Source organism: Bacillus sp. NPDC077027 (genome assembly GCF_050269555.1).
In the GTDB taxonomy this organism is placed as follows: Bacteria; Bacillota; Bacilli; order Bacillales; family Bacillaceae; genus Bacillus.
In genome coordinates, this window is record NZ_JBNNIO010000001.1 from 728,562 (window position 1) to 747,874 (window position 19,313).

The window sequence follows — 19,313 nt, forward strand, 5'->3', positions numbered from 1 at the left end:
TTTCAATGAAAACTTTAGAACGATGGATGTTAAAGGTTGTCATGTTACAACTTGTTTTGCTGATTGTTGTTCAAATGGTGCTTCATCTCACAAATGGAGAGCTTTTTTTATCCAAAGTGGTGCAATATGAGGGCGTAAATAAAATAACAATCGAGGAGTGGATTGAGACTTTTAAGCAGAAGGAATGATACAAAAAATCCCCCGCTTTGCGAGTGTTCATGTTACAATTCAGGAGGGAGATACTATCAAGGAGAGGTATTATGACAAAGAAATTATCTATTGCAATTGATGGTCCTGCAGCAGCAGGAAAAAGCACTGTGGCAAAAATTGTCGCTGCTAAAAAATCATACATTTATATTGATACAGGAGCAATGTATCGAGCGATTACTCACGAAGCGCTTGAACATGGCATTGATTTAGAAGATGAACGTGCACTTGCCGCTCTTCTAAAAAGTACGACCATTGATCTTGTTTCGTCAAAAGATGGGCAAAAAGTTCATGTCAACCAGAACGATGTGACAGAAGAGATCAGAACAGATCGTATCAGTAATCAAGTATCTGTTGTCGCCAAGCATAAAGCGGTCCGTGAAGAATTGGTTCGCAGACAACAAGAACTTGGAAAACGTGGCGGTGTGGTCATGGATGGTCGAGATATTGGTACACATGTTCTTCCTGATGCTGAGGTGAAAATCTTTTTGCTTGCATCTGTTGAAGAACGTGCAAAACGTCGCTTTGAAGAAAATAAGAAAAAAGGCTTTGACGCAAACTATGATCAGCTGATCGAAGAAATTGCTAGACGCGACAAACTCGACTCTGAACGTGAGGTGTCGCCTTTGAAAAAGGCAGAAGATGCGCTTGAAATAGATACAACTTCACTGTCTATTCAAGAGGTAGCAGGAAAAATTTTAGATGCAGCAAATGATGTAGAAAAAAAGTAAGAAATTTTAGAAAATTTCTTCAAGACAGAGCTTTATCACTTGACAAACATGGTCTTTTATTAGAAGTTTATACTAATCACTTTTTTTATTGATCATTCAAGCAATTATATTGATTTGAATGTTTCTATAATACATATTCGGCAGGCAATCATCATGCTTAAGACATATATTCGCTATGCCGTTTTAACTAAGCTGTGTAGGTTTGGACCAAGGAGGTTATCGAAATGACAGAGGAAATGAATCAAATTGATGTTCAGGTACCAGAGGTTGGGGATGTAGTGAAAGGGATTGTTTCTAAAGTTGAGGACAAGCATGTAAATGTAGATATCATCAACGTAAAACAACCTGGAATCATCCCAATCAGTGAATTATCAAGTCTTCATGTTGAAAAGGCATCAGATGTCGTAAAAGATGGCGACGAGCTAGAGCTTAAAGTGACAAAGGTAGAAGACGATGCTTTGATTTTATCGAAACGTGCTGTTGATGCAGACCGCGCTTGGGAAGACCTAGAAAAGAAGTTTGAAACAAAAGAAGTGTTTGAAGCTGAAGTAAAAGACGTTGTAAAAGGCGGTCTAGTGGTAGATATTGGTGTGCGTGGATTTATTCCAGCATCACTTGTAGAAGCACACTACGTTGAAGATTTTACAGACTATAAAGGCAAGACTTTGACACTAGTTGTTGTAGAACTTGACCGTGAAAAAAATCGTGTGATTCTTTCGCATCGTGCAGTGGTTGAGCAAGAGCAATTAGATCAAAAACAAGATTTCTTACAAAAGCTTGAAATAGGAAGTGTCATTGACGGAAAAGTACAGCGTCTGACTGATTTCGGTGCATTCGTAGACATCGGTGGCATTGATGGATTAGTCCACATCTCTCAATTATCTCATGCACACGTTGAAAAACCGTCTGATGTTGTTGAAGAAGGACAGGAAGTGAAAGTGAAAATACTTTCTGTTGATCGTGACAATGAACGCATTTCTCTCTCTATTAAAGAAACATTGCCGGGACCTTGGAGCCAAATCGGTGAAAAGGTAAAACAAGGCGATGTGCTAGAGGGGACTGTTCAACGTCTAGTTAGCTTCGGTGCATTTGTTGAAATTCTACCTGCTGTAGAAGGACTTGTGCACATTTCTCAAATTTCACATAAGCACATTGGAACCCCACATGAAGTTCTTGAAGAAGGGCAAACAGTGAAAGTAAAGGTGCTTGATGTAAATGAAGAAGAGGAGCGAATTTCACTAAGTATACGTGATTTAGAAGAAAACCCTGAAAAACAGAGTGAAGAAAACTATCGTCAATATCAAGCGAAGGAAGAAAACACAAGTGGATTCCAGCTTGGTGATCTCATTGGCGACAAGCTAAATAAACTAAAATAATTTGGTGATCAAGTTGACGCGAGCAGAAAGAAAGAGGCAACACATAGAGCATGCTTTGTCTACTGGCCAGCATGCGATAACAGGTTTTGAGGATGTTTCCTTCGTTCACGTCAGCCTACCGGATATAGCCACTTCACAAATTGATACAACAACCACAATTGGCGGACTGAAACTCGGTTCGCCAATTTTTATCAATGCAATGACTGGTGGCGGTGGTGCATCTACCTTTGACATTAATCGCTCATTAGCAAGGGCGGCGAAGGAAGCAGGCATTCCAATTGCAGTCGGTTCACAAATGGCCGCATTAAAGGACAAAAAAGAAAGACAATCGTATGAAATTGTTCGTACGGAGAATCCGAATGGCTTGGTGTTTGCGAATTTAGGTAGTGAAGCGACAGTGAAACAGGCTGAAGAAGCCGTCGAAATGCTCCAAGCGGATCTCCTTCAAATCCATTTAAATGTGATTCAGGAAATTGTGATGCCAGAGGGTGATCGTGATTTTCGTGGTGCACTTGAACGGATAGCGACGATCACTGAGTTGCTTCATGTTCCAGTTGCTGTGAAAGAGGTTGGCTTTGGCATGAGTAAAGACACAGCCAAAAAACTTTACGATATTGGTGTAACCGCAGTTGATGTTGGAGGATACGGAGGGACAAATTTCTCGAAAATTGAGAATCTCAGGCGTACAAAAGCATTAAGTTTCTTTAATGATTGGGGTATTTCAACCGCAGCAAGTCTTGCTGAAGTTCATACAGCGTTTCAAGATAAAACCATACTTGCTTCAGGAGGTATTCAAAGTGCATTAGATGTTGCTAAATCCATTGCGCTAGGGGCATCTGCTTCAGGACTTGCAGGTTTTTTCTTGAAGTCACTCGTTGATCGAGGAGAAAAAGGGCTTGTTGCAGACATCATAGACTTGCAAGAAGATTTAAGAATGCTCATGACGGTCGTTGGTGCTCGAACGATCCATGACCTCAACTCAGCAGCAGTCGTGATCTCAGGTGATACGAGCCATTGGCTAAAAGAACGAGGGATTGATACATCCTACTATAGTTTAAGATAGCACTTCAAAAGGCATGTATGAGCTACATGCCTTTTTTTATTGATTTCTTTTTCTTGCAGCTTCTGGTCCTTCTAATGTTGTAGCTCCTTTGTTCTGAAGTGATTGGTCACGATCGGACTCGACTCTTCTGGATGCCTTTAATTTTTTCTCTTGCCTATCTTTACCCAAAGTAAATCCCTCCTTTTGTTTATCGTTTCAAATTCGACCGCATTTCATACGAAATTGTTTAAGCGTATACACGTTTAAAAATTGGGGATTTTCCCATAATGTAATAGAGGTGAAAAGGCTGTGGATGAAATGTATTACTACTGGTCAATCTGGTTCATTTGGATCGTTGTCACATTTATTATGGAAAAGAATCAGCTGCGTACGATACTGGCTGTGTGTTTGTTCATCCATATCATTGTCAGCCATCACATCATTTCTATTATGCAGCTAGAAATGAATGGTGCTTTTATTCTGACTTTTTTATATGCCTGTGTTGCATTTGCAAAGAGGGTACAAAAAAATACGTTGATTACATTGCTTCAATTATTTTCAATGGTATTTGCCTATGCTTTTTTTATGATATTTGCATTATATGACCCCATTTGGTTTACGCTAATCAAATCAGAATGGATTGTTTTTGGATTATTAATGGTTATGGCAATGGCATATGGATATAACTTAACAGCACGTCTAACCTTGTTTGTTTTAGCAATGTGTCTTGGTGAAGGGCTTTATGCTCTTTCGATTCACATGTTGACAAGTGTTGTCGTAATTGGAGATATGCCATGGCTTGCGCAAGCTATGCAAGGAGTCATCTTCCTAGTAGGCGTAAGCCAACTTGAACTGCTTTTAAAAAACTACCGCTCATCCAGAAAACCTGTGAAAGGGGCTGTAAAATCATCGTGACCGACTACACTTTTCCTGTCATTATCGGTGTCATCTTTGGTATGGCAGCGAGATTGTATATGCTAAGAACAGATTATCGACAATACCCCACATATATACATGGACAAGTCATTCATATTGCACTTGGTTTTATCGCTTCAGGGCTTGGTGCCATCATTATGCCAGCACTCATTCAAGAGGAGTTTACGGCCATTACCTTTTTGACACTTGCTGCCACACAGTTTCGTGATGTCCGCAATATGGAGAGGAACACATTAACCCAAATGGATTCTTATGAACTTGTATCAAGAGGCAGTACATACATCGAGGGCATTGCGATTGCATTCGAAAGCCGAAATTATATCGCTATTCTTACGGCACTAATCACAACCTCTGCATGTATTTTTTTCTCACTACTTGTTGGAACGATCGTTGGCATCATATGTTTCTTGATGGCAAGATTTTTAATGTCTGGTAGTCAGATGAAAGACATCGTTGATATTCAAAAAGGGGAACTACGATTTGATGGTGCCGGTTTGTTTGTAAATGACATCTATATCATGAATATTGGATTGCCTGATAAACAAAAACTTATTTTAGAGCATGGAATGGGCTTTATTCTCACACCCAAAAATTTTAATGCCGCAACAACCATTGCGAATCTAGGACAAAGACAAGCAATTTTATTTGACTTGTCCAATGTTCTCGGGGTTTATCGTGATTCAGGAGAGCCGTCTCTTTGCCCATTAGCAAAGCGAGATTTAAACACAGGTACACTAGGTGTGTTTATTCTTCCTCAATGGTATCGTGAAGATTTAGCCATAAAAGTGCTTGAGGAGGTCCCGGTTTTAGAAAATGCAATTAGAATGCCTACAGATTTTGTTCGAAAGAAAGTGAGGTAGAGCCAAATGGCGAATACACTTGAACAATTTATTCTTGCTGTCGCAACGACAAATAAAGAACGTGTCATGGGTGGGACGGCTGTTTTTTTCTGTGAAAACAAAGAAGAATTAGATATGTACGCAAAAAATTTAGAAGCGATTTTAGACGGTATAGCACATGGTATAGGAGAAGATCTTTACTTGATTGTGAAACATTTTTAAGTTATTCATTGTGGTCTGTTTAAAAATTGATATAATATATAAGTTGAACCCTTCATGTTTGAAGGGTTTATTTCATAACAAACTTGATGAAAATTTAAAATCCCGGTTGAAACATGATGATAATTGAACATATTGAATCGCGGCTGGATTGAAAGGAAGGGTACTATGGGTAAACCTGTCGTAGCCATTGTTGGAAGGCCCAACGTTGGAAAGTCTACAATTTTTAATCGAATTGCAGGCGAAAGAATTTCGATCGTTGAAGACACACCTGGTGTTACACGAGATCGAATTTACAGTTCTGCTGAATGGCTAAACTATGATTTTAACTTAATAGATACTGGTGGTATTGATATTGGAGATGAACCATTTCTAGAACAAATTCGCCATCAGGCTGAAATTGCAATGGATGAAGCAGATGTCATTATTTTCATGGTCAATGGAAGAGATGGTGTGACATCTGCAGATGAAGAGGTTGCAAAAATTTTATATCGGACCAAAAAACCAGTTGTTCTTGCAGTGAACAAATTGGACAACCCTGAAATGAGAACGAATGTGTATGATTTTTATGCACTAGGTTTTGGGGAGCCATATCCGATTTCTGGTACACACGGACTTGGTTTGGGTGACCTGTTAGATTCCGTGGCAGAACACTTTAAAAACTTGCCAGATACGAAATATGATGAAGAGGTCGTTCAGTTTTGTCTGATTGGACGTCCGAATGTAGGGAAGTCTTCACTTGTGAATGCTATGCTTGGAGAAGAGCGTGTCATTGTCAGCAACATTGCTGGAACAACAAGAGATGCTGTTGATACGATGTTAACGTATAATCAACGTGATTTTGTCATTGTAGATACAGCAGGTATGAGAAAAAAAGGAAAAGTGTATGAAACAACTGAAAAGTACAGTGTACTTCGAGCACTAAAAGCGATTGACCGTTCAGATGTTGTGGCGGTTGTCCTTGATGGAGAAGAAGGAATTATTGAACAGGATAAACGAATTGCGGGCTATGCCCATGAAGCAGGAAAAGCAGTTGTGATCGTAGTGAACAAGTGGGACGCTGTAGAGAAGGACGAGCGAACAATGAAAGAGTTTGAAGAAAAGATTCGTGACCACTTCCAATTCCTTGACTATGCGCCAGTTCTCTTCATGTCAGCTCTGACAAAAAAGAGAATTCATACACTGATGCCTTCAATCATTACAGCAAGTGAAAATCATGCGATGCGTGTCCAAACGAATATTTTAAATGATGTCATTATGGATGCTGTTGCCATGAATCCAACGCCAACACATAATGGCCAACGTCTTAAAATTTATTATGCCACTCAGGTTGCAACCAAACCGCCAACATTTGTCGTGTTTGTGAATGACCCAGAGCTCATGCACTTTTCTTATGAACGTTTCCTTGAGAACCGGATTCGTGATGCATTTGGTTTTGAAGGGACTCCAATCAAAATATTTGCTAGAGCGAGAAAATAAAAAGGGTGAAAAGAATGAAAAAGATTACGGTACTTGGAGCGGGAAGCTGGGGAACGGCTTTGGCTCTTGTATTAGCTGATAATAATCATGATGTGCATATATGGGGACATAGACAAGCGCTGATTGATCAAATCAATGAGAAAAAAGAAAATGTTGATTATCTGCCTAATGTAAGCCTTCCAGAGACAATCAAAGCCACAACAAACATCCAAGAGGCATTAGAGCAGACTGAAGCAGTTATTGTTGCAGTCCCAACTAAAGCGATTCGAGAAGTATTAAAGAAAGCCAATGAGCATCTAACAGGTAAGGTTCCATTTGTCCATGTCAGTAAAGGAATCGAACCAGATACGCTCCTTAGAATCTCTCAGATGATTGAACAGGAAGTACCAGACACATTAAGAGAAGCAGTCGTTATTTTATCTGGACCAAGTCATGCCGAAGAAGTGGGACTTCGACACCCTACAACTGTTACAGTTTCTTCTGAAAATATAGAAGCAGCTCAATTTGTTCAAGATTTATTTATGAACAATAACTTCCGTGTGTATACAAACCCAGATGTCATTGGCGTGGAAATTGGCGGAGCACTAAAAAATATTATTGCACTCGCGGCGGGGATTACAGATGGACTTGGTTATGGTGACAATGCAAAGGCGGCACTAATAACGAGAGGTCTTGCTGAGATTGCACGCCTTGGAACGAAAATGGGGGGCAATCCACTTACGTTTGCTGGTTTAACAGGTGTTGGTGACCTGATCGTTACATGTACAAGTGTCCATTCCCGCAACTGGCGCTGTGGCAACTTGCTTGGTAAAGGCTACAAGCTAGAAGAAGTGCTTGAAAAAATGGGAATGGTCGTTGAAGGTGTTCGTACAACAAAAGGTGCCTATCAGCTTTCTAAGGAATACCAAGTCAGCATGCCGATTACAGAAGCTTTATATCAAGTCCTTTTTGAAGGTAAGAAGGTTGACGATGCCGTTGAATCATTAATGGCACGTGTGAAAACACATGAGATGGAAGACCTCGTCAACATGTTTGAGAACCAATCAAAATAAACGAAAAGCTGAACTAGGCAAGTAGAGGATGCAAGAGGGGGAAGACTTGCATAACTTAGTATTGAAGTCTGAATAGAGCTTTGCCTCTACAGAATGAGGAAAAACATAGTCAACGATCACTGAAGCGAAGTCCCCCTCTTTGCTTCAGTTTTTTTATGTCGTTTTCATCAAGCGATTGGAAAAATGATTGATATTTTACTTATTTTTGGTTTAGAATGAAATATAAACGCTTACAATTTGTTCGTTATTAAGGGAGGACAAGCAGTATGAGTTTTGCTTTGATGAAAATGTGGTTTGCGCTTGGCTCAATGGGTCTGATGTTTTTAGCAGTTGTGGCCATTTACTTGAGCAGATATAAACTAAAAAACCGGTTTCTTAAAATAACGGCTTCCACCATTGCTTATGGTTTCATGCTCGTGTCAGGCATCATTGTTTTTTTAGTTGTATTTAGCGGGCCGGTAAATGAATAAAGAAAAGGGACGAATGTGATGATAAAAGCAAAAATCAGTGCGGCACTTCTAATACTCGCTTTATTGACAGGTTGCTTATATCCAGAAAATCGTAAAACTGAAAACAGTGTCCCGTATCGTGACCAACTTCAAAGTGTCCAGTCTGCCATTGAAGACTTCCAAAAAGCAACCAATGGCCTGTTACCGATTGAAACAAAAGATGCAGACACACCTATTTATCAAAAATATGTCATCGACTTTAAGCGATTGTCTCCAAGGTATCTACAGGATGTACCGGCAACATCTTTTGAGGGCGGAGGAGAATACATTTATGTCCTCACTGATGTAGAAGATACGCCCACTGTCAAATTAATAGATGTAAAAATGACACAAACCCTTAGTGAGCTGAGGCTAAGGTTAAAAGTATATCAAGATGAACATACATATCCGCCATATGGTAAAGTGGTGGCAAAAGACTTGTACACATTCAATGAAAAAAAGCTAGGCTTAAAAGAACCAGCAACTGTTATCAGTCCTGTGACAGGGAATTCGCTCCCTCTTTTAATTTCATCAGATGGTGAAATCTATGTTGACTATCGCAGTGACTTTACGAGTATTCTCCAAAAAGTGAAGAATAAACCAAAAGCTGGAGAAGAAATTCAAGATCTTTTTTGGAAGGAAACACCGTTTGTTCCTGCGTTTTCAGTCAAATACACAGTGAACGATAAGGGCGAACCGACTTTCTTAGAAAAGAAGAAATAACATCATAAAACAAGAATGAACCTTTTTCCTTTGCATATAAATGAGGGGAAAGGTTTTTTTATGGCTAAAAATAATCTCAAAAACAAAAAAGGTGTCATATTCAAATAGGACAACGTCATACACATATAGTGTCCTGACACCTTTCAAGCACAGTTTGATTGAAGAATAGAAGAATAGAGTAATGAATTGAAAATGAGGATAGCAAGTCCGGGAGGGGATCACTTGGAAAAAGTCGATATTTTCAAGGATATCGCTGAACGAACAGGAGGCGATATATATTTAGGAGTCGTTGGAGCTGTTCGTACAGGGAAATCTACGTTTATTAAAAAGTTTATGGAGCTTGTGGTGCTCCCGAATATCAATAATGAGGCAGATCGTGCAAGAGCACAAGATGAATTGCCGCAAAGCGCAGCTGGTAAAACCATTATGACCACAGAACCCAAATTTGTGCCAAATCAAGCTGCATCTATTCATGTAAGTGATGGACTAGATGTAAACATTCGGCTTGTTGATTGTGTAGGATATACCGTACCTGGTGCAAGAGGATATGAAGATGAAAATGGACCGAGAATGATTAATACACCGTGGTATGAGGAACCAATCCCATTCCATGAAGCAGCCGAAATAGGTACACGCAAAGTCATTCAAGAGCATTCGACAATTGGTGTTGTGATCACAACAGACGGGTCAATCGGTGAAATACCAAGGTATGACTATATCGAATCCGAAGAACGAGTGATTGATGAGCTGAAAGAAGTCGGTAAGCCATTTATCATGGTCATTAACTCGGTAAGGCCATACCATCCAGAAACAGAGGCTCTTCGACAGGAACTCAGCCAAAAATATGACATACCTGTTCTTGCAATGAGTGTCGAAAGCATGAGAGAACAAGATGTACTTAGTGTTCTAAGAGAAGCACTCTATGAATTTCCTGTACTTGAGGTCAATGTCAACCTACCTAGCTGGGTGATGGTGCTAAAGGAAGATCATTGGCTACGTGAAAGCTATCAGGATTCAGTAAAAGAAACAGTCAAGGATATTAAAAGACTAAGAGATGTTGATCGGGTTGTTGGTCAGTTTAGTGCATTTGATTTTATTGAAAGAGCAGGTCTAGCAGGAATTGAAATGGGTCAGGGGATTGCTGAAATTGATTTATACGCGCCAGATGACCTTTATGACCATATTTTAAAAGAAGTTGTTGGTGTTGAAATTAGGGGAAAAGATCATCTCTTAGAGCTTATGCAGGATTTTGCTCATGCAAAGACAGAATATGATCAAGTCTCCGATGCATTAAAAATGGTCAAACAAACAGGTTATGGGATTGCAGCTCCAGCACTGTCTGACATGAGTTTAGATGAGCCAGAGATCATTCGCCAAGGCTCAAGATTTGGCGTGAGGCTTAAAGCGGTGGCGCCATCTATTCATATGATTAAAGTGGATGTTGAAAGTGAATTCGCACCGATAATTGGTACTGAGAAACAGAGCGAAGAACTTGTCCGTTATTTAATGCAAGACTTTGAAGATGATCCACTCTCTATTTGGAACTCAGATATATTTGGACGTTCACTTAGCTCACTCGTTAGAGAGGGGATACAGGCAAAGTTATCCCTCATGCCGGAGAATGCCAGATATAAGTTGAAGGAAACACTTGAGAGAATCATAAATGAAGGATCTGGCGGTTTAATTGCGATCATTCTGTAAGAAGATAGACCTCTGTAATAAAGAGGTCTTTTTTTGCGTTTTCAGCATCAGTTATAAAAAGCCAATTGTATAAAGATTAGTCATATTCATCTAAAATTAGGAATATCCGTTCGTAAAAGTGGCTATAATCCTTGACGAATAAGGTTTCGTCCCGTTAAAATGCTTGATATGGTATTTCATATGTGTTAATCTACATACAGAAAATCTTCACTATGTTGGACAAACATTCCTTCGTCGTGTGATTTTCTGCATGAAAAACCATGAATAACGCTTTCTATTCCTCTTTTTTTCAAAGAAATGTATAGAAAGAAGTTGAATTGTGAAGTAATGATAACAAACTATTGAATGATTCCTTTTGGGAGGAGGTGAAAGGCATGAATAAGACAGAACTTATTAACGCGGTTGCTGAAGCAAGCGAACTATCTAAAAAAGACGCTACAAAAGCAGTTGATTCTGTTTTTGATACAATTTTAGATGCACTTAAAAATGGTGACAAAATCCAACTAATTGGTTTTGGTAACTTTGAAGTACGTGAGCGCTCAGCTCGTAAAGGACGTAACCCACAAACAGGTGCAGAGATCGAAATCCCTGCAAGTAAAGTACCTGCTTTCAAACCGGGTAAAGCACTTAAAGACGCGGTGGCAGGAAAATAATCGTTATGTGTAATGATCCTCATGCAGGAGTTATACATATACAGGTTCATGCTTGCCCTAGAAAAGCCCCTTTACTAAGGGGCTTTTCCTTTTGAATGAGAAGATTCTTTCAAAACGCTCTTCTTTGCTTTTAGGATCTGAAGTGTGCTAGAATCTGAATGAAATGTAATCGCCTTTGGAGGATATAATACATGAGTGAAATAAATAAAGAACAAATTGAACATGCTGTACGTGAAATATTAAAAGCTATCGGTGAAGACCCAGATCGTGAAGGACTTCTTGACACCCCAAAACGTGTGGCAAAAATGTATGAAGAAGTGTTCTCAGGGTTAAATGAGGACCCTAAAGAGCATTTTAAAACCATTTTTGGCGAAGAACACGAGGAACTAGTCCTTGTAAAAGATATTTCCTTCTATTCCATGTGTGAGCACCATCTTGTTCCTTTCTATGGAAAAGCCCATGTAGCTTATATTCCACGTGGTGGTAAAGTGACAGGATTAAGTAAGTTAGCAAGAGCAGTTGAAGCTGTAGCGAAGCGTCCTCAGTTGCAAGAGCGGATTACATCCACAATTGCAGACAGCATTGTGGAAACGTTAGATCCACATGGTGTGATGATTGTTGTTGAAGCTGAACATATGTGCATGACGATGCGTGGCGTCAAAAAACCAGGTGCTAAAACGGTGACTTCAGCCGTTCGAGGTACGTTTGCGAATGATGCGGCAGCTAGAGCGGAAGTGCTCTCCTTTATTAAAAATGACTAATCATATGTGATAGAAGGTGAATAGGTTGAGTGAAAATAAAACATCTGATTTTGTAGTGATTAAAGCAATTGATAATGGTGTGAATGTGATCGGCTTAACAAGAGGCTCTGATACAAGATTTCACCATTCCGAAAAGCTTGACAAGGGTGAGGTCATCATTGCTCAGTTCACTGAGCACACTTCAGCAATTAAAATAAGAGGCGACGCTGTGATTCAAACAAGGTTTGGCGAAATTCAAAGCGAAGCAAAGAAATAAAAACCACAGAAGGCACTTAAACAGCTTAAAAGTTGAAGCTGTTGTGGTATAATATTTCTCTATACACTGTATAGAGACACTACATATGAAACTGTAATTTTGGGGACAAGGGTGATATCTTTGCAAGACATCTACGGAATTTTATCGAACTTAAATATAAAACTAAACAAAAAGTTGTCTCATCCTTATTTGGCGAAACATTTAAGAGCACCGCTAATTGATGAAGATAAGCTCCTTCTTTTTCATGCGATGTTTGAAGAGGCTCAAATTGATGCAGAAAAAAAAGAAAATTATGTTTTAACGGCGATGCTTGTACAAATTGCCCTTGATACCCATGATGAAGTCACAACTGCTGCTGCAATTAAACAAGATGAGTTCAAAAACCGCCAACTCACAATCTTAGCAGGAGACTATTTCAGCGGACTCTATTATTCTCTACTCTCTGACATGAAAGATATTTACATGATTCGTACACTGGCAACAGCCATTAAAGAAATCAATGAACATAAAATTAGGCTATATGATCGATCCATTCACGAGGCATCTAACTTTTATAAAAGTGTGACAACGGTTGAATCTGCATTGTTTCAAAGAGTTTCTGAGCATTTCCAATTAGCACACTGGAATGAGATCGCAAGTCGTTTCCTTGTCTACAAGCGTTTCATGAAACAAGTAGAAGACGACAAACATTTAAAACTTTTTTTGAACGATAGCTATACGGATGCTTATACATGCTTTGACAATTTTGCAAATAAAGGCTATGAACAAGCTAAAACACCGATTGAGCAACATCTTGCTTCTTTTCCGGTCGTTCAAAAAGAGCTATTAAATCGCTTGGATCATATTAAAAATGAGCCTGCGTACCATCAGAAAGTGGAAGAAGGGTAAGCTATGCAGCAATCGAAAGAACAGCGAGTACACGGTGTATTTGAAAAAATATATAAAAACTACGACCAAATGAACTCTGTCATTAGCTTTAAACAACATAAGAAATGGCGTGACAAAACGATGAAGCTGATGAATGTGCAAAAGGGTGCTACAGCGCTAGATGTGTGTTGTGGTACGGCTGATTGGACGATTGCACTGGCAGAAGCAGCTGGAGAGAAAGGCAAGATTAAAGGGCTTGACTTTAGTAAAAACATGCTTAGCGTTGGTGAGACGAAAGTAAAAGCAGGTGGATACAAACAAGTTGAGCTTCTCCACGGGAATGCAATGGAGCTCCCGTTTCCAGATCATACGTTTGATTATGTCACCATTGGTTTTGGTCTAAGAAATGTACCTGATTATTTAACAGTGCTAAAAGAAATGACCAGAGTAGTGAAGCCTGGGGGTATGGTTGTTTGCCTTGAGACTTCACAGCCAGAGATGTTTGGTTTCAAACAGGGCTATTATTTATACTTCAAATATTTGATGCCGTTATTTGGGAAGATGTTTGCAAAAAGCTATCAAGAATACTCTTGGCTTCAAGAGTCTGCTAAATCATTCCCAGGTATGAAAGAACTAGCTGCTCTTTTCGAGGAAGCAGGATTGTCTGACGTCTCCTATCATCCATTTACAGGTGGGGTGGCAGCAACACATATCGGAAAAAAGCTTTGAATAAACGATATTTGGGTGAAGATAATGAAACTAAAAACGATGATTTCTTTTTTAAATCATGATATTGATGTAATCGAAAAAGAGCTAGAGCTAACCGTTCGCTCCGATTACGCTTTATTAAGTGAGGCAGGTCTTCATCTGCTGCAAGCGGGCGGAAAGCGAATCCGCCCCGTTTTTGTTCTGCTGTCAGGAATGTTTGGTGACTATGACATCAATAAGATTAAGTATGTAGCTGTTGCGTTAGAGCTCATACATATGGCTTCCCTTGTTCATGATGATGTGATTGATGATGCCGAACTAAGAAGGGGAAAGCCGACGATTAAGGCAAAATGGGATAATCGGATTGCTATGTATACAGGAGATTATTTATTTGCACGATCGTTAGAATATATGACAAAAATCAATCACCCTATGGCGCATGAGATTTTATCAAAAATGGTTGTAGAGCTTTGTCTTGGTGAAATTGAACAAGTCAAAGACAAATACAACATGGAACAAAATCTGCGTACGTACTTAAGACGCATTAAGCGTAAAACCGCATTGCTTATCGCTGGTAGCTGTCAGCTTGGTGCGATCGCAGCAGGTACTGATGAGAAAATCCATAAAGCCCTTTACTGGTTTGGTTATTATGTTGGGATGTCTTATCAAATTATTGATGATGTTCTCGATTTCACATCAACCGAAGAGGAGCTTGGAAAACCTGTCGGTGGAGACCTTTTGCAAGGGAATGTCACACTTCCAGTATTGTATGCATTGAAAAACCCAACGCTTGAGGGACAATTAAAACTAATCAATAGCGAAACAACTGAAAAGCAGCTAATGCCAGTGATTGAAAACATTAAACAAACAGATGCGATCAGTCGTTCAATGGCGGTGAGTGAGATGTATTTGAAAAAAGCCTTTGAACAACTTGATCATCTCCCTAGAGGCAGAGCGAAAACGTCTCTTGCATCCATTGCAAAATATATAGGCAAACGAAAATTCTAATCAACAATTGTTGATTGGTTTTTTTGTGAAATTTTTTGTCAAAAATTGATTATTGCACAAAAAAGTGATACGATCACCATGTAACAATGTAAGCCTATACATAGATAATGACGGGGTGGAAAAACGCATATGGACAAAACATTTCTAATGGTAAAACCTGATGGTGTACAGCGTCAATTAATCGGCGAAATTGTGTCAAGATTCGAAAAAAAGGGTCTGCAGCTCGTTGGAGCAAAACTGATGAACATTCCAAAAGAAGTAGCTGAAACACATTACGGTGAGCATAAAGAGAAACCGTTCTTCGGTGAGCTTGTTTCATTTATTACATCTGGTCCTGTCTTTGCCATGGTGTGGCAAGGCGAGCAGGTGGTTGAAGTGACAAGACAGATCATCGGAAAAACCAATCCAAAAGAAGCGTTACCAGGCACGATTAGAGGGGATTTTGGGTTAACTGTCGGAAAAAACATCATTCATGGATCTGATTCGCCTGAAAGTGCAGAAAGAGAGATTCAGCTTTTCTTTCAGTCTGAAGAATTGACAACAGGGGATCAAACAATCGCGAGTTGGATTTACTAATCAATCAAAAAGCCGAGATGTTCAATACTCTGAACACTTCGGCTTTTTTGCATATATACGTACATTAAAAATAGAAATGCATTTTATTTCGCAATAGATGATACAAATTTTCGATAAAAAAAGCTATACTAGGACAAAGATAGTTGAGACAGGAGAGAACACTTATGGATGATTATCAAGTATTTGTGGGGAAATGGAAGAAACTAACTGGGGTTGACTTGAATTTATATAAAGAAGCACAAATGAAAAGAAGGCTAACCTCTTTATATGATAAAAAAGGATATAAAAATTTTGAAGCCTTTGCTGAGGCACTCGAGAGGGACAAAATCCTACTTGAGGAAACAATGGATCGGATGACAATTAATGTATCAGAATTTTATCGAAACTATCAGCGATGGGAAGTACTAGAGAAAAAAATCTTGCCTTTGCTTCCGAGTACTGGAAACTTGAAGATTTGGAGCGCAGCTTGCTCTACAGGACAAGAGCCATATACACTTTCTATGGTGCTTCATAACCTTAGTCATGTGGAAAATTTCCAAATCATTGCAACTGACATTGATGATAAGGTGCTTGAGACAGCTCAAAAGGGAGTATATCATGAGCGCTCATTACAAGAGGTCCCAAATGGAGTCAAACAAAAGTATTTTACAAAGGAAGGCGACTCACATTATTCTGTAAAAAATGAAATACGCAAAAACATTCAGTTCAAAAAGCATAACCTGCTTGCGGATCCATATGATAAACAGTTTGATTTAATTGTTTGTCGAAACGTATTTATCTATTTCACAGAAGAAGCGAAAGAAGAGCTTTACTTAAAAATGAGCAATAGCTTAAAACAAAATGGCATATTGTTTGTTGGGAGTACAGAGCAAATCTTCCATCCTGAAAAGTATGGCTTAACGTCTGCAGACACTTTCTTTTATCAAAAAAGGTAATCTTAGCTGACTTTTCACTATCAAATGTGTTATAGTTTTACTTAAAAGCGTTAATGCGATGAAGGGAGTACATGTAATGAGGTATTTAACAGCAGGTGAGTCACATGGTCCACAGCTAACAACCATTATTGAAGGAGTTCCAGCAGGACTTTACATAAAGCAGGAAGATATTAATGATGAACTAGCAAGAAGACAAAAGGGGCATGGCCGTGGTCGGAGAATGCAAATTGAGAAAGACCAAGCACAGATTTTAAGTGGTGTGCGACATGGAAAAACACTTGGTTCACCAATCGCTCTTGCCGTAGAGAATAAAGATTGGAAGCACTGGACAAAAGTGATGGGGGCAGCGCCAATTACAGAAGAAGAAGAAAGTGAAATGAAACGCCAAATTTCTCGTCCAAGACCTGGACATGCGGATCTAAATGGAGCCATTAAATATGACCATCGTGATATGCGAAATGTTTTAGAACGCTCTTCAGCACGTGAAACAACAGTTCGCGTAGCTGCAGGTGCAGTGGCGAAGCAAATTTTAGCGCAGCTTGGTATGAAAGTAGCAGGGCACGTGCTTGAAATTGGTGGTGTGAAGGCAAACCATACAAATTATGAATCAATTGAAGACCTTCAAAAAGTGACCGAGGAATCACCAGTGCGCTGTTATGACAGTGAAGCTGGTCAAAAAATGATGGACGCAATAGATGAAGCAAAGAAAAACGGTGACTCCATCGGTGGAATTGTTGAAGTAATTGTTGAAGGCGTACCTGTTGGAGTCGGAAGCTATGTTCATTACGACCGCAAGCTCGACAGTAAATTAGCAGGCGCAGTACTGAGCATCAATGCATTTAAAGGTGTTGAGTTCGGAATTGGTTTTGAAGCAGCTTCTAAAAACGGAAGCGAAGTTCATGACGAAATTATTTGGGATGAAGAAAAGGGCTACACACGCAAAACAAACCGTTTAGGTGGTCTTGAAGGTGGTATGTCAACAGGAATGCCAATCGTAGTAAGAGGTGTCATGAAGCCAATTCCAACGCTTTATAAACCACTTCAAAGCGTTGATATTGAAACAAAGGAACCATTCTCTGCAAGTATAGAACGATCTGATAGCTGTGCAGTTCCTGCCGCAAGTGTTGTAGCAGAAGCGGTTGTTGCATGGGAAATTGCCAACGCAGTAGTTGAACAATTTGGTCTTGATCAAATCGATCGCATTCGTGAAAATGTTGAGAAAATGCGTGAACTTCAGAGGGAATTTTAATGAAAACACTTGAGGTGAAAACGTCTTTTTCCACCTATCCAGTTTATATCGGAGATGGGATCAGACGTGACATTCTAACATTCATCTCTTCATTAGGACGTCCGTTTACAAAGCTCTTTATTGTAACGGACTCTATTGTTGATTCGTTTTATGGTAAAGAGATAATTGATTTGCTTGAAACAAAATGGCAAGTAAAAAAAATCGTTGTCCCAAGTGGCGAACAATCAAAATCTTTCTCTCAATTTGAAAAAATTCAAACGGAAGCCATTCAGTTTCAGTTAGATCGTTCCTCTTGCATCATTGCTCTTGGAGGAGGGGTCATTGGGGACTTGGCTGGCTTTGTTGCTGCTAGTTATATGAGAGGAATTGATTTTATTCAGGTCCCAACGACTCTACTTGCGCATGATAGTGCAGTCGGAGGAAAAACGGGCATTAATCATCCACTTGGTAAAAACTTAATTGGCGCTTTTCATCAGCCAAGAGCTGTCATCTATGATACAAGTATGCTTGATACACTGACTGAAACTGAACTGAGATCAGGTTTTGCAGAAGTAATCAAGCATGCACTTATTTCAAGTGAACATTTTCTTCAAGATTTGATGACAATCAGCTCATTAAAAGAGATATCAAAAGAGCAACTTGCTGATATGCTGTATAAAGGTATCCAGGTGAAAGCATCAATTGTGGCAGAAGATGAAAAAGAGCAGGGGATTCGTGCCTTTTTAAATCTTGGTCATACTTTAGGCCATGCAATCGAAGCGGAATATGGATATGGCGAGATTACACATGGAGATGCCATTGCAATTGGGATGCAGTTTGCCTTGTACGTGAGTGAACAACATCTTGGTTTTTCGTTTGATCGTCCTCGGTTTATTCAGTGGTTGAGTTCGCTAGGGTTCCCTGTCCAGATAAGAAAAGAGATCAAAACAGCAGTATTTGTAGACAGGATGATTGGTGACAAAAAAGCACGTGGGGGACACGTTCAATTTGTACTTTTAAAGAAGATTGGGGAAGTGACACTACAATCCTTTTCAAAAGAACAACTTCACAAGTGGCTAGATCAATGGAAAAGGGAGGAGGGATGTCTATGATGTTTCGTGGGATACGAGGTGCAACGACAGTTACACAAGATACAGAAGAAGAAGTGCTGACGAAAACAAAACAGTTACTTGAAGCATTGATCTCACAAAATGAAATTGATCCCGAGCGTGTTGTGCAGATTTTAATTTCAGCGACACCAGATATTCACTCCGTTTTTCCTGCTAAAGCCCTTCGTCAATTCGATGGTTGGACATATGTCCCGGTGACATGTATGCAAGAGCTTGATATAGAAGGCGGACTTAAAAAGTGTATTCGGGTATTAATGACGGTTCAAACGGATGTCAAACAGGAAGATATTAAACATATTTACTTAGAAAAAGCTGTAACGTTACGACCTGATTTACAGTTGACAAAAAACACCGATCTATAATACGATATGAACAGCTGAAATTTACACAGAGGTGTA

The 19,313-nt window shown here is 39.4% G+C and carries 24 protein-coding genes; 23 read left to right on the top strand and 1 reads right to left on the bottom strand.

From position 1 onward, the window contains the following. Positions 1-5 precede the first annotated feature (5 nt). The 4 genes from ACQKEZ_RS03995 (at position 6) to fni (ending at position 3,377) form a co-directional block, all read left to right on the top strand. A complete protein-coding gene (locus tag ACQKEZ_RS03995) occupies positions 6-188 on the top strand; it encodes a DUF5359 family protein (protein WP_427298992.1) in 183 nt (60 codons plus the stop codon). A gap of 72 nt (positions 189-260) precedes the next feature. Next, positions 261-938 carry a (d)CMP kinase gene (gene cmk, locus ACQKEZ_RS04000; RefSeq protein WP_427298993.1) on the top strand — a complete coding sequence of 226 codons (678 nt, stop codon included), beginning with the start codon at positions 261-263 and terminating at the stop codon, positions 936-938. A gap of 224 nt (positions 939-1,162) precedes the next feature. Then, positions 1,163-2,314: a 30S ribosomal protein S1 gene (gene rpsA / locus ACQKEZ_RS04005; RefSeq protein ID WP_427298994.1), complete on the top strand. Its 1,152-nt coding sequence runs from the start codon at positions 1,163-1,165 to the stop codon at positions 2,312-2,314. Positions 2,315-2,327: 13 nt separating this feature from the next. After that, entirely contained in the window at positions 2,328-3,377 is a 1,050-nt protein-coding gene (fni, locus tag ACQKEZ_RS04010; protein WP_427298995.1) for a type 2 isopentenyl-diphosphate Delta-isomerase, read from the top strand. A 36-nt stretch (positions 3,378-3,413) separates the two neighbouring features. On the opposite strand, the gene ACQKEZ_RS04015 is transcribed toward fni, so the two are convergent. Continuing rightward, positions 3,414-3,545 (bottom strand): YpzI family protein, encoded by a 132-nt coding sequence (locus ACQKEZ_RS04015; RefSeq protein ID WP_427298996.1) that lies wholly within the window; start codon positions 3,543-3,545, stop codon positions 3,414-3,416. A 129-nt stretch (positions 3,546-3,674) separates the two neighbouring features. Between ACQKEZ_RS04015 and ACQKEZ_RS04020 the strand changes: the two genes are divergently transcribed. The 19 genes from ACQKEZ_RS04020 (at position 3,675) to aroH (ending at position 19,277) form a co-directional block, all read left to right on the top strand. Further along, a complete protein-coding gene (locus tag ACQKEZ_RS04020; protein WP_427299327.1) occupies positions 3,675-4,271 on the top strand; it encodes a YphA family membrane protein in 597 nt (198 codons plus the stop codon). Beyond that, entirely contained in the window at positions 4,268-5,152 is an 885-nt protein-coding gene (locus ACQKEZ_RS04025) for a YIEGIA family protein (RefSeq protein WP_427298997.1), read from the top strand. Before ACQKEZ_RS04020 ends, ACQKEZ_RS04025 begins: the two co-directional genes overlap by 4 nt. A gap of 6 nt (positions 5,153-5,158) precedes the next feature. Continuing rightward, a complete protein-coding gene (locus ACQKEZ_RS04030) occupies positions 5,159-5,353 on the top strand; it encodes a capping complex subunit for YIEGIA (protein ID WP_427298998.1) in 195 nt (64 codons plus the stop codon). Positions 5,354-5,518: 165 nt separating this feature from the next. Further along, complete coding sequence (gene der, locus ACQKEZ_RS04035) at positions 5,519-6,829, top strand: ribosome biogenesis GTPase Der (protein ID WP_427298999.1); 1,311 nt, start codon at positions 5,519-5,521, stop codon at positions 6,827-6,829. A gap of 14 nt (positions 6,830-6,843) precedes the next feature. After that, a complete protein-coding gene (locus ACQKEZ_RS04040; RefSeq protein WP_427299000.1) occupies positions 6,844-7,881 on the top strand; it encodes an NAD(P)H-dependent glycerol-3-phosphate dehydrogenase in 1,038 nt (345 codons plus the stop codon). Positions 7,882-8,147: 266 nt separating this feature from the next. Next, on the top strand, positions 8,148-8,351 hold the full coding sequence (locus tag ACQKEZ_RS04045) for a DUF2768 domain-containing protein (RefSeq protein WP_427299001.1): 204 nt from the start codon (positions 8,148-8,150) through the stop codon (positions 8,349-8,351). Positions 8,352-8,369: 18 nt separating this feature from the next. After that, on the top strand, positions 8,370-9,092 hold the full coding sequence (locus ACQKEZ_RS04050) for a hypothetical protein (protein WP_427299002.1): 723 nt from the start codon (positions 8,370-8,372) through the stop codon (positions 9,090-9,092). Between the two features lie 222 nt (positions 9,093-9,314). Beyond that, on the top strand, positions 9,315-10,793 hold the full coding sequence (gene spoIVA, locus ACQKEZ_RS04055; protein WP_427299003.1) for a stage IV sporulation protein A: 1,479 nt from the start codon (positions 9,315-9,317) through the stop codon (positions 10,791-10,793). Between the two features lie 374 nt (positions 10,794-11,167). Further along, on the top strand, positions 11,168-11,446 hold the full coding sequence (hbs, locus tag ACQKEZ_RS04060) for a non-specific DNA-binding protein Hbs (RefSeq protein ID WP_003215863.1): 279 nt from the start codon (positions 11,168-11,170) through the stop codon (positions 11,444-11,446). Positions 11,447-11,637: 191 nt separating this feature from the next. Beyond that, positions 11,638-12,207, top strand: a complete 570-nt coding sequence (gene folE / locus ACQKEZ_RS04065) for a GTP cyclohydrolase I FolE (RefSeq protein ID WP_427299004.1) — start codon at positions 11,638-11,640, stop codon at positions 12,205-12,207. Between the two features lie 25 nt (positions 12,208-12,232). Beyond that, positions 12,233-12,463, top strand: coding sequence for a trp RNA-binding attenuation protein MtrB (gene mtrB, locus ACQKEZ_RS04070; protein ID WP_427299005.1), 231 nt, complete (start codon positions 12,233-12,235; stop codon positions 12,461-12,463). Between the two features lie 120 nt (positions 12,464-12,583). Continuing rightward, positions 12,584-13,351, top strand: a complete 768-nt coding sequence (locus ACQKEZ_RS04075) for a heptaprenyl diphosphate synthase component 1 (RefSeq protein ID WP_427299006.1) — start codon at positions 12,584-12,586, stop codon at positions 13,349-13,351. Between the two features lie 3 nt (positions 13,352-13,354). Further along, positions 13,355-14,059 (top strand): demethylmenaquinone methyltransferase, encoded by a 705-nt coding sequence (locus ACQKEZ_RS04080; protein ID WP_427299007.1) that lies wholly within the window; start codon positions 13,355-13,357, stop codon positions 14,057-14,059. Between the two features lie 24 nt (positions 14,060-14,083). Then, on the top strand, positions 14,084-15,046 hold the full coding sequence (hepT, locus tag ACQKEZ_RS04085) for a heptaprenyl diphosphate synthase component II (RefSeq protein WP_427299008.1): 963 nt from the start codon (positions 14,084-14,086) through the stop codon (positions 15,044-15,046). A gap of 129 nt (positions 15,047-15,175) precedes the next feature. Next, positions 15,176-15,622: a nucleoside-diphosphate kinase gene (gene ndk / locus ACQKEZ_RS04090; RefSeq protein ID WP_427299009.1), complete on the top strand. Its 447-nt coding sequence runs from the start codon at positions 15,176-15,178 to the stop codon at positions 15,620-15,622. A gap of 164 nt (positions 15,623-15,786) precedes the next feature. Further along, positions 15,787-16,557, top strand: a complete 771-nt coding sequence (locus ACQKEZ_RS04095) for a CheR family methyltransferase (RefSeq protein ID WP_427299010.1) — start codon at positions 15,787-15,789, stop codon at positions 16,555-16,557. 76 nt (positions 16,558-16,633) lie between these two features. Continuing rightward, complete coding sequence (aroC, locus tag ACQKEZ_RS04100; RefSeq protein ID WP_427299011.1) at positions 16,634-17,806, top strand: chorismate synthase; 1,173 nt, start codon at positions 16,634-16,636, stop codon at positions 17,804-17,806. Further along, positions 17,806-18,897 carry a 3-dehydroquinate synthase gene (aroB, locus tag ACQKEZ_RS04105; RefSeq protein WP_427299012.1) on the top strand — a complete coding sequence of 364 codons (1,092 nt, stop codon included), beginning with the start codon at positions 17,806-17,808 and terminating at the stop codon, positions 18,895-18,897. Before aroC ends, aroB begins: the two co-directional genes overlap by 1 nt. Next, positions 18,894-19,277 carry a chorismate mutase gene (aroH, locus tag ACQKEZ_RS04110; RefSeq protein WP_427299013.1) on the top strand — a complete coding sequence of 128 codons (384 nt, stop codon included), beginning with the start codon at positions 18,894-18,896 and terminating at the stop codon, positions 19,275-19,277. The genes aroB and aroH overlap by 4 nt, the downstream gene beginning before the upstream one ends. The last annotated feature ends 36 nt before the right edge of the window (positions 19,278-19,313 follow it).